Here is a 12,388-nt window from a genome sequence, read left to right on the forward strand (position 1 = left end):
CGTGAGCCGCAAGTTCACCGCTGGTTAAGACGCGAGCGCCCGCGCCCCGATGCTCGTCCCGGTTGCGCCCGGACCCGCGGCCTTGACCTGCCCCGCCCCCGTCGTCCAAGTGGGCATTTCAGTGCGGAGGGCCGGATGCAGCGCAGCGGATTGTTGATCATCGTGTCGTCGCCCTCGGGCGCGGGCAAGTCCACGCTGGCGCGGCGGCTGATGGACTGGGATCCCAGCCTGCGGTTTTCCGTCTCGGCCACGACCCGCGCGCCGCGCCCCGGCGAGGTCAACGGGCAGCATTACTATTTCACCGACGTCAAGGCGTTCCGCGCCATGATCGACGCGGGCCAGATGCTGGAACACGCCGAGGTGTTCGGCAATTTCTATGGCAGCCCGCGCAGCCCGGTCGAGCTGGCGATGGCCGAGGGGCGCGACACGCTGTTCGACGTGGACTGGCAGGGCGGCCAGCAGATCCGCGCCTCGGTCCTAGGGCCGCAGGTGGTGTCGATCTTCATCCTGCCGCCCAGCCTTGCCGAACTGGAACGCCGCCTGCGGGCGCGCGACCAGGACGACGAATCCGTGATCCGCGACCGGATGCGCAAAAGCCGCGACGAGATCAGCCACTGGGCGGAATACGACTATGTCCTGGTCAACGACGACCTGGACGCCACCGAAAGCAACCTGCGCGCCATCCTCAAGGCCGAACGGCTGCGGCGCGAACGCAGGCCGGCGCTGGGGCCGTTCGTGAAGTCGTTGATGGAGGAGCGGGCATGATCTGGGAACTGGACGGCATCGCGCCGCGCATCGCGGCCGACGCCTGGGTCGCGCCCGACGCGCAGCTGATGGGCCGGGTCGAACTGGACGCCGAGGCCAGCGTCTGGTGGGGCGCGGTGCTGCGCGGCGACAACGAGCCGATCCGCGTCGGGCGCGGTTCGAACGTGCAGGATCTGTGCGTGTTCCATACCGACCCCGGCTGCCCGCTGACCATCGGCCAGGACGTGACCGTGGGCCACCGCGCCATCCTGCACGGCTGCACCATCGGCGACGGCGCCCTGATCGGCATGGGCGCCACGATCCTGAACCGCGCCGTGATCGGCGCGGGCGCGCTGATCGGCGCGGGCGCGCTGATCGCCGAGGGCAAGGAGATCCCGCCCGGCGCGCTGGTCATGGGCGCGCCCGGCAAGGTCGTGAGGATGCTGGACGCGGACGCCGTCGCGGGGCTGCGCGAGTCCGCCGCGCGTTACCGCGCCAACGCCGCGCGGTTCCGCGCCGGGCTGCGGCGGCTGGACTGACAGGAACGGCCGGCGATGGACAGCCGCGAGCTGCGCGACCTGTTCGAGGTGGTGCCGGTTGCGACGATCGTCGTGGGGCCGGACGGCCGGGTCGTGGCGGCGAACGCGGCGACGGCGGCCATGTTCGGTCATGACCCGACGGGGCGGCCCTTTGTCACGGTTGTCCGCCATCCGGCCGTGAACAGGGCGCTGGACCGGGTGCAGCAGCCGGTGCCGCCATCGGGCGCAAACCCGCCCGCCAGCCGGGGCACGGCACGCCTGCCCGCGACGATCAGCGCGCAGGGCCGCGACCTCAGCGCCGTGATCACGGTCTCGCCGCTGGTGGTCAAGGGCGGGCGCGGGGCCGCCGTGGTGATCGAGGACAGCTCCGGCGTCGAGCAGGCCGAACAGATGCGGCGCGATTTCGTGGCGAACGTCAGCCACGAGCTGCGCACACCCCTGACCGCGCTGATGGGGTTCATCGACACGCTGCGCGGTCCCGCGCGCAACGACCCCGCCGCGCAGCAGCGTTTCCTGGACATCATGGCACGCGAGGCGGGACGCATGAACCGGCTGATCGCCGACCTTTTGTCGCTGAGCCGCGTCGAAAGCGACGAGCGGCGCCGCCCGGCCGAAACCGTCGATCTCGCCGGGCTGATCCGCAGCGTCGCGGCGACGATGGGACCGGCGGCGCGCGAAAGCGGCGTGACGGTGACGCTGCACGGCACGCAGGACGCGGTCCGCTTGCCCGGCGACCACGACCAGATCGTGCAGGTGTTCCACAATCTGTTCGAGAACGCGATCAAGTATGGCGGCGGGCAGCTGACCGTCACGCTGCGCCGCATCCCGCACGAGCCGCTGCTGCGCGGGCCGGGCTGGGCGGCCGAGGTGGCCGACAACGGCGACGGCATCGAGGCGCTGCACCTGCCGCGGCTGACCGAGCGGTTCTATCGCGTGGACACGCACCGGTCGCGCGAAAAGGGCGGCACCGGGCTGGGGCTGGCGATCGTCAAGCACATCGTCGCCCGCCACCGCGGCCGGCTGAAGATCGACAGCGAAAAGGGCAGGGGCAGCCGGTTCACCGTGATCCTGCCCGAAACCGCGGCCAGTCCCGCGCCGCCCCTGTCCGCCACAGCCCGGCCCGACGGGAACCGGCCGGTCTGAGGACGCGGCTATCCGGCGGACCCGCTCAGGCGTGGTCCGGCAGATCGCCGTGGATGGCCGCGGCAAAGGCCGAACGGTAAAGCGCCGACAGGTCGGCCAGCGGCGCGCGGTCCCCGCCTGCACGGCGCGGCCCGACGGGGACCGGCCGGTCCGAGGACGCGACTATCCGGCGGACCCGCTCAGGCGTGGTCCGGCAGATCGCCGTGGATGGCCGCGGCAAAGGCCGAACGGTAAAGCGCCGACAGCTCAGCCAGCGGCGCGCGGTCCCCGCCTGCACGGCGCGGCCCGACGGGGACCGGCCGGTCCGAGGACGCGACTATCCGGCGGACCCGCTCAGGCGTGGTCCGGCAGATCGCCGTGGATGGCCGCGGCAAAGGCCGAACGGTAAAGCGCCGACAGCTCAGCCAGCGGCGCGCGGTCCCCGCCAAGATCGACGGTCGCGCCGCCGAACCGGCCGACGACCGCCACCGGCACGCCCGCAGCCGCCGCATGGGCGGCCAGGGTTTCGGCATTGGCCGGGGGGCAGGCGACCAGATAGCGGGCCTGATCCTCGCCGAACAGCGTCGGGATGTCGGCGCTGTCCAGCGCGATGCCGATGCCCGCGCCCTCAGCCATCTCGAACGCGGCCAAGGCCAGCCCGCCGTCGGACAGGTCAGTCGCGGCGTGGAAATGGCTGCGGTTTGCCAGCAGAAAGTCGCCGTGGCGCCGCTCGGCATCCAGATCAACGGGCGGTGCGTCGCCCGCCTCGATCCCCCAGGCCTCGGCGGCCAGCGCCGACTGGCCCATGTGCCCGGCGGTGGTCCCGACCAGCACGGCCACGTCGCCGGGGCCGGAGCGGCCCGCGATCAGCTGATCCAGATCGGCGATCAGCCCGACCGCGCCGATGGTGGGCGTGGGCAGGATCGCCTGCCCGTCGGTCTCGTTGTAAAGGCTGACGTTGCCCGACACGATGGGCATGTCCAGCGCGATGCACGCCTCGCCGATGCCCTTGATGGCGCCGACCAGCTGGCCCATGATTTCCGGCTTTTCGGGGTTGCCAAAGTTCAGGTTGTCGGTCGCAGCCAACGGGCGCGCGCCCGCGGCGACAAGGTTGCGCCACGCCTCGGCCACGGCCTGCCGGCCGCCCCGCACGGGGTTTGCCTTGACGTAACGGGGTGTCACGTCGCTGGTGAAGGCCAGCGCCTTGCGGGTGCCGTGGACGCGCACGACGCCCGCGCCCATGCCGGGCTTGCGGATCGTGTCGCCGCCCACCTGGCTGTCATACTGCTCCCACACCCAGCTTTTGTGGGCGTAGTTGGGCGATCCGATCAGCGCCCGCAGCGCCGCAACCGGCGCGATCCGGGGCAGGGCGGGCATTGCGGCGGCGGGGGGCGTTTCCACCCACGGGCGGTCGTATTCCGGCGCGCTGGACGACAGTTTCGACAGCGGCAGGTCGGCCTTGACGGCGTTGCCGTGCAGGATCAGGAAGCGGTCCTCGGCAATGGTCTGGCCGACGATGGCGAAATCGAGATCCCATTTCTCGAAGATGGCGCGCGCCTCGGCCTCTTTTTCCGGCTTCAGCACCATCAGCATCCGTTCCTGGGATTCCGACAGCATCATCTCATAGGCCGTCATCGCGGTTTCGCGCGTGGGCACGCGGTCCAGGTCCAGCCGGATGCCCAAGCCGCCCTTGTCGCCCATCTCCACGGCCGAACAGGTCAGCCCGGCGGCCCCCATGTCCTGGATCGAGATCACCGCGTCGGTCTGCATCAGCTCAAGGCAGGCCTCCAGCAGGCATTTTTCGGTAAAGGGGTCGCCCGCCTGCACGGTCGGGCGCTTGTCCTCGATGGTGTCGTCGAACTCGGCGCTGGCCATGGTCGCCCCGCCCACGCCGTCGCGGCCGGTCTTGGCGCCCAGATAGACGACGGGCATCCCCACGCCGGACGCGGCGGAATAGAAGATGCGGTCCGCCTGCGCCAGCCCGGCGGCAAAGGCGTTGACCAGGCAGTTGCCGTCATAGGCGCGGTGGAACCGCACCTCGCCGCCGACGTTCGGCACGCCGAAGGCGTTGCCATAGGCGCCGATCCCTTCCACCACGCCCTTGACCAGATGGGCGGTGCGGGGATGTTCGGGGCGCCCGAAGGACAGCGCGTCCATCGCGGCGATGGGGCGCGCGCCCATCGTGAACACGTCGCGCAGGATGCCGCCCACGCCGGTCGCCGCGCCCTGATGCGGCTCGATATAGCTGGGGTGGTTGTGGCTCTCCATCTTGAAGACCACGGCCTGACCGTCGCCGATGTCCACCACGCCCGCGTTCTCGCCGGGGCCGCAGATCACCTGCGGACCGGTGGTGGGCAGGGTGCGCAGCCACTTCTTGGAGGATTTATACGAACAATGCTCGTTCCACATGGCCGAGAAGATGCCCAGTTCGGTGAACGTCGGTTCGCGCCCGATGATGTCCAGGATGCGCTGGTATTCGTCGGGCTTGAGGCCGTGGGCGGCGATCAGATCGTCGGTGATGGTCGGTTCCTGCATGATCCTGCGCCTTTTCCGTGCCCCTGCTGCCCGGCTTTTAGGGGCTGGACCGCCGTGAGGGAAGGGGAGGAACCGCGCGGGGCAAAATCGCTGCCCCGGAGCGGTGGCCAAAAAAAAGCCGGGCAAATGCCCGGCTCAAGTCCAACAGGGAGGTTGAAGGAACGGAAGTTGCCTGCCGCGACCCTTCGAGGATGCAGATATGGGCAGGCTGCCCCGATGACAAGCAAGTTGACGCTGCAGATGCAGCAATTCTGCCATGCAGGTGTTGCATGGCTGCCGCAGGGGCGGCTGACACGGCCGCGCCTATTCGCCCTGACTGCGGCGCAGCAGCTGGATTTCCTCAAGGACGAAATCCCGGAAAGCCGCGACGCGGCGCGAACTGCGCAGTTCTTCGGGAAAGGCCAGGAACACCGGCACCTCGGTGCTTTCGATGTCGGGCAGCACCCTGACAAGATGGGGAAAATCCGTCACCAGATAGTCGGGCAGGATGCCGATGCCGACGTGGTTCAGCACGCCCTGCAGCACCCCGAAATAGTTGTTCACCAACAGGGCCGAGTTCATGTTCTGCGCCAGCAAGGTCTGCGACAGCACCGCCCCCGACATCACCTGCGGCGTGGTCGGGCTTTGGCAGATCAGCCGGTGCGGCCCCAGATCGGCCATCGTCCGGGGCGTCCCTACCTGCTGCAGATACTCGGCCGAGGCGAACAGCTTCATGCGGATGTTCAGCAGGCGGCGGCGGATCAGGTCGGCCTGGCTGGGTTCCTTCATGCGGATGGCCACGTCGGCTTCGCGCATGGGCAGGTCCAGGACGCGCTCTTCCAGCAGCAGATCGATTTTCAGGTCGGGATAGCGCGCGTAAAGCTTGGACAGCCTTGGCACCAGCCACATCGTGCCAAATCCGGTGGTGGTCGTCACCTTCAGCTCGCCGAAGACATGCTCCTCGCTGTCCTTGATCCGGGCGGCGGTCGTGTCCAGCTTGCGCGCCATCGCCTTGGTCGCGTCAAACAGCATCTCGCCCTGTTCGGTCAGGATCAGGCCGCGGGCGTGGCGGTGAAACAGCGTCGTGCCCAACGCCTCCTCAAGCGCGCGGACCTGGCGGCTGACGGCCGACTGCGACAGGTGCAGCACGTCGCCCGCATGGGTCAGGCTGCCCGCATCCGCGACCGCGTGGAAAATCCGCAGCTTGTCCCAGTCCACCATGATCGACCCCGTCATTCGGCGGGCGCGGGCCAGCCATGCATTGCACGCATCGCATACAGGTGAGCGCCCACCGTATAAAAGGCTTTATCGGTCAGTCGTTCTGACCTATACTGTCCGCAGCCGTCTTTGGGGGAATGAGATGAGCGTTCAGGATATCTCGCTGACAGACCGTTTCGACTTGGACAAGCGCCATGTGCTGCTGAACGGCACGCAGGCGCTGGTGCGGCTGATGCTGATGCAGGCTGCACGCGACAAGGCCGCGGGACTGAACACCGCCGGGCTGTGCACCGGGTATCGCGGCAGCCCGCTGGGCGGCGTCGATCTGCAGATGATGAAATCCGGCAAGCTGCTGGGGCCTGCGAACATCCTGTTCCAGCCGGGCCTGAACGAGGATCTGGCGGCGACCGCGATCTGGGGCAGCCAGCAGGCCGAACTGCGCGGCGAGGGGAAATACGACGGCGTCTTCGCGCTGTGGTATGGCAAGGGGCCGGGCGTGGACCGGTCCGGCGACGTGATGCGGCACGGCAACATGGCCGGGTCGTCGCGGCATGGCGGCGTCGTCATGGCGATGGGCGACGACCATACGGGCGAATCGTCCACCGTGCTGCACCAGTCGGACTGGGCAATGGTGGACGCCTATATCCCGGTGCTGTCACCCGCTGGCGTGCAGGAAATCCTGGACTATGGCCTTTACGGCTGGGCGCTCAGCCGCTTTGCGGGCGTCTGGACCGGTCTGAAGACCATGAAGGACACCGTCGAGGCGACCAGCGTCGTGGACGGCGACCCCTTCCGCATGCGCTTTGTGACCCCCGACGATTTCGTGATGCCGGACGGCGGCCTGAACATCCGCCTTGGCGACACGCCCGTCGCGCAGGAAGCGCGGATGATCGACTATAAACGCTTCGCCGCCGAGGCCTTCGCCCGCGCGAACCGCATCGACCGCCGCGTCTGGGGCAAGCCGGGCGCCAAGATCGGCATCGCTGCGGCGGGCAAGAACTGGCTGGACGTGGTTCATGCCCTGTCGCTGCTGGGGCTGGACGAAGCCGAGGTCGAGCGGCTGGGCATCACCACCTACAAGATCGGGCAGACGTGGCCGCTGGACATGACCAGCTTTCACGAATGGGCCGAGGGGCTGGACCTGATCGTCGTGGTCGAGGAAAAGCGCAAGCTGATCGAGGTGCAGGTCAAGGAGGCGATCTTCGACGACCGCCGCGGCCGCCGCGTCTATGGCTGGCACAAGGGCGACACCTGGGAAAACGGCCGCCGGGTCGAGCTGTTCCCGACCCGCTATGCGCTGGATCCGGTGCTGATCGCCACCCGCCTGGGCGAGATCCTGATCGAGGAAGGCCGCCGCACCGACCGTCTGGACGCGGCCATGACGCGCATCACCGAAACCCGCCGCAACGACAACGCGCCGGAAATCGCGGTGCGGACGCCGTGGTTCTGCTCGGGGTGCCCGCACAACTCCTCGACCAAGGTGCCCGAGGGCAGCCGCGCCTATGCGGGGATCGGCTGCCACTATATGGTGCAGTGGATGGACCGGGAAACCACCGGTTTCACCCAGATGGGCGGCGAGGGCGCGAACTGGATCGGCGAGGCGCCGTTTTCCAACACTTCCCATGTGTTCCAGAACCTTGGCGATGGAACCTATAACCATTCGGGATCGCTGGCGATCCGCGCGGCCAAGGCGTCGGGCACCAACGTCACCTACAAGATCCTGTTCAACGACGCCGTCGCCATGACCGGCGGCCAGCCGAACGAGGGCGAGCTGACCGCCCCCCAGATCGTGCGCGAGCTGCAGGCGATCGGGGTGCCGACCGTCGTCGTGTATGACGAAAAGGAAGACATCGACCGCGGCCAGTTCCCGTCCGGCCTGCGGTTCGAGGAACGCGAAAGCATGATGGCCGTTCAGCGCGAACTGGCCGAGGTGCAGGGCGTGACCGCCATCGTCTATATCCAGACCTGCGCCGCCGAAAAGCGCCGCCGCCGGAAAAAGGGCGCGTTCCCCGATCCCGACCGCCGCGTCTGGATCAACCCCGAGGTCTGCGAGGCCTGCGGCGACTGCTCGGTCCAGTCGAACTGCGTCTCGGTCGTGCCCTTCGACACGAAACTGGGCCGCAAGCGCGCCATCGACCAGTCGTCCTGCAACAAGGATTACAGCTGCGTCAAAGGCTTTTGCCCCAGCTTTGTCAGCGTCAAGGGCGGCAAGCTGCGCCGTCCCACGGCCGAGGCGCTGGCGCTGCCCGACCTGCCCGCGCCCGCGCTGCCCGCAATCAACGGCACCCACAACCTTGTGATCACCGGCGTCGGCGGCACCGGCGTCGTGACCATCGGCGCGGTGCTGGCGCAGGCAGCCCAACTGGACGGCAAGGGCGCCGGGATGATGGAGATGGCGGGCCTTGCCCAGAAGGGCGGCGCCGTCCACATCCACCTGCGGCTGGCGAACGCGCCCGGCGACATCAGCGCGATCCGCGTCGCGGTGGGCGAGGCCGATGCGGTGATCGGCGGCGATCTGGTTGTGACGGCAGGGGCCAAGACCATCGGCCTGATGACCAACGGCCGCACCGGCGCGGTGGTCAACGACCACGAGATCATCACCGGCGAATTCACCCGCAAGCGCGACTTTGCCGTGCCCTCCGACCGGCTTAAGCTGTCGCTGCAGGCGCGGCTGGGCCAGCGGGTGGCCTTCCTCGACACCTCGGGGCTGGCGGAACGCTATCTGGGCGATTCGATCTATTCCAACATGCTGGTGACGGGGGCCGCGTGGCAGCAGGGCCTGATCCCGCTGTCCGAGGCGGCGATCATGCGCGCCATCGAGCTGAACGGGGCCAAGGCCGACGAGAACAAGCGTGCCTTCCAGATCGGGCGTTGGGCGGTGCTGTTCCCCGAGCAGGCGCAGCCCGTGCCGGTGCTGGCCGAGGCGCCGGACCCGGTCGCCTATCGCGCGAACCGGCTGGTCGGCTATCAGGGCGAGCGGCTGAAGCGGCGATTCCTCAAGCTGGTCGACAGCGCCCCCGCCGAACTGCGCGAAACTGTCGCGGAAAGCTATTACAAGCTATTGGCGATCAAGGACGAATACGAAGTCGCGCGCCTGCATCTGACCACCGTCGCAGGCGTCGCCCGCACCTTCGAGGGCGACACGGCGCTGACCTTCCACCTGGCCCCGCCCTTCCTGGGCGGCAAGGACGCGGACGGCCGCCCGAAAAAGCGTGCGTTCGGCGCGTGGATGCTGCCGGTGTTCCGCGGACTCGCCGCGATGCGCGGCCTGCGCGGGACGCCGCTGGACGTGTTCGGCTGGCAGGCTGAACGCCGGCGCGAACGCGCCCAGATCGCCGGGTTCGAGCGTGACATGGCCGAGGTGCTGCCCGCCGTGACCCCGGCCACGATGGACATTGCGCGCGAGCTGGCGGCCTTGCCGCAGGGCATCCGCGGCTATGGTTTCATCAAGGACGCCGCCGCGGACCGGGCGCAGGTGCGCCGCGACGAACTGATGGCGGCGTTCCGCGCCGGCGGCTGGCCGCAGGGGCAGGGGACCGAGGCGATGCGGATCGCCGCCGAATGACCTTGCGTGCCGGGGCGTCATTTCCCCGGCACGCAGGACTTTGATGGCGCAACCTGATCGAAGTCATGGCGCTTGGCGGCCCCAACACCTAGATAACCCGCAGCAAGGATGGGGGTGTGCATGGCTGTCGGCGTGTTCGATTCGGGCCTGGGCGGGCTGACCGTTCATCAGGCGATCGCCGCGCGGCTGCCGGACCTGCCGCTGGTCTATCTGGGCGACAACGCCCATGCGCCCTATGGCGTGCGGACGGCGGACGACATCTATCAGCTGACCTGCGCCGCGACCGAGCGGCTGTGGGCCGAGGGCTGCGACCTGGTGATCCTGGCCTGCAACACCGCCAGCGCCGCCGCGTTGCGCCGGATGCAGGAGCATTTCATCCCGCCCGACCGGCGCGTGCTGGGCGTGTTCGTCCCGCTGATCGAGGCGCTGACCGAACGGCACTGGGGCGACAACACCCCCCCGCGCGAGGTCGCGATCAAGCATGTCGCGCTGTTCGCCACCCCCGCCACGGTCGCCAGCCGCGCGTTCCAGCGCGAGCTGGCGTTCCGCGCCATCGGCGTCGATGTCGAGGCGCAGCCCTGCGGCGGCGTCGTCGATGCGATCGAGGACGGCGACGAGATGCTGGCCGAGGCGCTGGTGCGTTCCCACGTCGAGGCGCTGAAGCGCCGGATGCCCCACCCCGAGGCGGCGGTTCTGGGATGCACCCATTACCCCCTGATGGAAAAGACTTTTCAATCCGCGCTGGGGAAAGGCGTCCGGGTCTTTTCGCAGGCCGATCTGGTCGCGGAAAGCCTGGCCGACTATCTGATCCGCCGCCCGCAGTTCAGGGGCCCGGGCACCGTCTCGCGCTGTCTGACCACGGGCGATCCGGCCCGCGTGTCGGCCAAGGCCACGCAGTTCCTGCGCCGGCCCATCGTCTTTGAATCCGCCTGAAACCAAAGGGGCGAACCCATGAAATCGCTGAAGAAAAAACGTCGCATTCAGATCCTTTCCGTCGCCGCCGTGGCGCTTGCGCTGTCGGCCGGGCTGATCGGCTATGGCTTTCGCGACGGGATCAACCTCTATCGCTCGCCCAGCCAGATCGCGTCCGAGCCGCCCGCCGCCGACGAGACGTTCCGCCTGGGCGGGCTGGTCGAGGCGGGCTCGATCGTGCGCGGCGCAAGCGAGACCGTGACGTTTACCGTCACCGACGGCGCCGAGGCGGTCCCGGTCAGCTTTACCGGCGTCCTGCCCGACCTGTTTTCCGAGGACGCGGGCATGATCGGCACCGGCCGGATGCAGGACGGCGTGTTCGTCGCGGACGAGATCCTGGCCAAGCACGACGAGAACTATATGCCTCGTGAGGTGGCCGATTCGCTGAAGGAACAGGGGCTTTACAAGGGGCCAAGCTCGTGACGCAACGCGCGCCCGGTTAACGGGCGGTTAACGACCCGGATGCACCGTGTCCCCTCAGGCGAAAAGGGGGCAGGCATGCAGACGGTCGAACAGATCGCGGCGCAGATCGTCGCGCGCGAGGGAGGGTATGTCGATGACCCCGACGATCCCGGCGGGGCCACGAAACACGGCGTCACGTTGGGCACGCTGCGCCGGCTTGGGGTGGACCTGAACGGCGACGGCGCGGTCGGCAGGGATGACCTGCGGCTGCTGACCGGGGATCGCGCCGCCTCGATCTATGTGCAGCATTATTTCCGTGCGCCCCGGCTGGACCACCTGCCGCAGGCGGTGCAGGCCAGCGTCTTCGACATGCAGGTGAATGCGGGCGGGAACGCCGTCAAGCTGTTGCAGCGGCTGGTCACCCGCATGGGGTTCGCCTGCGCCGACGACGGCATCGTCGGCCCGCGCACCGTTGCCGCGGCGCGGGCGGCCGCGCTGGCGGCGCCCGGGCACCTCGCCGACGCCTATGGGATCGCCCGGCGCAACTATTACTACGCGCTGGCGGACGCGCGTCCCGCCAGCCGCAAATATGCCCGTCGGCAGGACGGGGGCAAAGGCGGCTGGATCACCCGCGCCGAAGAGTTCATCGCGCCGCGCTATCACCTGACATCGGCCGAGCATCGCGAAAGGACCGCAGCATGGGCATGATCGACCGGTTCCTGAACATGGCCCCGACAGTCACCGCGGTGTCGAACGCCGCGACCGGCGTGGCCGAGGTGTTCACCCCGAACTCGACCCGGCGGATGGAGCTGGACGAAGAGGCCTTTGCGGTGGCCATGTCGCAGTTGCAGGCCGAGTTCGGCCGCGTCCCCGGCGGCTGGTTCGACGAGCTGATGAACGGGCTGAACCGCCTGCCGCGGCCCCTGCTGACGCTGGGGACCATCGGCCTGTTCGTCTATTCGATGGTCGAGCCGGTCGGCTTCTCGCAGCGGATGCAGGGGCTGGCGCTGGTGCCCGAGCCCCTGTGGTGGCTGATGGGGGCGATCGTCAGCTTTTATTTCGGGGCGCGCGAGGCCCATTACTTTCGCGGCCGGGTGTGGCCGCGCGCCCGGGTGTCCACCGCCGTCGCCGCGGCGCCCGCCGACGATGGCGGCTGGCGCGCCCCCGCCCCGCCGCCGCTGGCCGAGGCGGGTGCTGCGGTGACACCGGCCGGTGTCCCGGCAACGCCCGCACCCGACCCGGACGACGATCTGTCCGACAACGCCGCCCTGCGCGACTGGAGGGCCGCGATGCCGGCCCCGTGACGGCACGC

11 protein-coding genes are annotated in these 12,388 nt (G+C 69.0%); 8 read left to right on the forward strand and 3 right to left on the reverse strand.

The window, feature by feature from the left end; genetic code table 11:
• Positions 1–135 precede the first annotated feature (135 nt).
• Genes gmk through EPA64_RS08615 form a run of 3 tightly spaced genes read left to right on the forward strand, consistent with a single transcriptional unit; the run spans position 136 to position 2,426 of the window.
• The gene (gene gmk, locus EPA64_RS08605) at positions 136–765 is read left to right on the forward strand and encodes a guanylate kinase (protein WP_134725848.1); all 630 of its coding nucleotides are present in this window, start codon (positions 136–138) and stop codon (positions 763–765) included.
• Positions 762–1,283, forward strand: coding sequence for a gamma carbonic anhydrase family protein (locus EPA64_RS08610; protein ID WP_134725849.1), 522 nt, complete (start codon positions 762–764; stop codon positions 1,281–1,283). Before gmk ends, EPA64_RS08610 begins: the two co-directional genes overlap by 4 nt.
• A gap of 15 nt (positions 1,284–1,298) precedes the next feature.
• Entirely contained in the window at positions 1,299–2,426 is a 1,128-nt protein-coding gene (locus EPA64_RS08615) for a sensor histidine kinase (protein WP_134725850.1), read from the forward strand.
• A gap of 25 nt (positions 2,427–2,451) precedes the next feature.
• On the opposite strand, the gene EPA64_RS08620 is transcribed toward EPA64_RS08615, so the two are convergent.
• The 3 genes from EPA64_RS08620 to EPA64_RS08630 all read right to left on the reverse strand — a co-directional run bounded on the left by EPA64_RS08620 (position 2,452) and on the right by EPA64_RS08630 (position 6,137).
• Positions 2,452–2,646, reverse strand: a complete 195-nt coding sequence (locus EPA64_RS08620; RefSeq protein ID WP_134725851.1) for a hypothetical protein — start codon at positions 2,644–2,646, stop codon at positions 2,452–2,454.
• Between the two features lie 113 nt (positions 2,647–2,759).
• Entirely contained in the window at positions 2,760–4,940 is a 2,181-nt protein-coding gene (purL, locus tag EPA64_RS08625) for a phosphoribosylformylglycinamidine synthase subunit PurL (RefSeq protein WP_134725852.1), read from the reverse strand.
• Positions 4,941–5,243: 303 nt separating this feature from the next.
• Complete coding sequence (locus EPA64_RS08630) at positions 5,244–6,137, reverse strand: LysR family transcriptional regulator (RefSeq protein ID WP_134725950.1); 894 nt, start codon at positions 6,135–6,137, stop codon at positions 5,244–5,246.
• A gap of 142 nt (positions 6,138–6,279) precedes the next feature.
• Between EPA64_RS08630 and EPA64_RS08635 the strand changes: the two genes are divergently transcribed.
• The 5 genes from EPA64_RS08635 to EPA64_RS08655 all read left to right on the forward strand — a co-directional run bounded on the left by EPA64_RS08635 (position 6,280) and on the right by EPA64_RS08655 (position 12,380).
• On the forward strand, positions 6,280–9,702 hold the full coding sequence (locus tag EPA64_RS08635) for an indolepyruvate ferredoxin oxidoreductase family protein (RefSeq protein ID WP_134725853.1): 3,423 nt from the start codon (positions 6,280–6,282) through the stop codon (positions 9,700–9,702).
• Positions 9,703–9,822: 120 nt separating this feature from the next.
• Positions 9,823–10,635 (forward strand): glutamate racemase, encoded by an 813-nt coding sequence (locus tag EPA64_RS08640; RefSeq protein WP_134725854.1) that lies wholly within the window; start codon positions 9,823–9,825, stop codon positions 10,633–10,635.
• 18 nt (positions 10,636–10,653) lie between these two features.
• The gene (ccmE, locus tag EPA64_RS08645; RefSeq protein ID WP_134725855.1) at positions 10,654–11,097 is read left to right on the forward strand and encodes a cytochrome c maturation protein CcmE; all 444 of its coding nucleotides are present in this window, start codon (positions 10,654–10,656) and stop codon (positions 11,095–11,097) included.
• A gap of 75 nt (positions 11,098–11,172) precedes the next feature.
• Positions 11,173–11,784: a holin-associated N-acetylmuramidase gene (locus EPA64_RS08650; protein ID WP_134725856.1), complete on the forward strand. Its 612-nt coding sequence runs from the start codon at positions 11,173–11,175 to the stop codon at positions 11,782–11,784.
• Positions 11,775–12,380 (forward strand): holin family protein, encoded by a 606-nt coding sequence (locus EPA64_RS08655; protein WP_134725857.1) that lies wholly within the window; start codon positions 11,775–11,777, stop codon positions 12,378–12,380. The genes EPA64_RS08650 and EPA64_RS08655 overlap by 10 nt, the downstream gene beginning before the upstream one ends.
• The last annotated feature ends 8 nt before the right edge of the window (positions 12,381–12,388 follow it).

The organism is Paracoccus luteus (assembly GCF_004522155.1).
GTDB lineage: Bacteria > Pseudomonadota > Alphaproteobacteria > Rhodobacterales > Rhodobacteraceae > Paracoccus > Paracoccus luteus.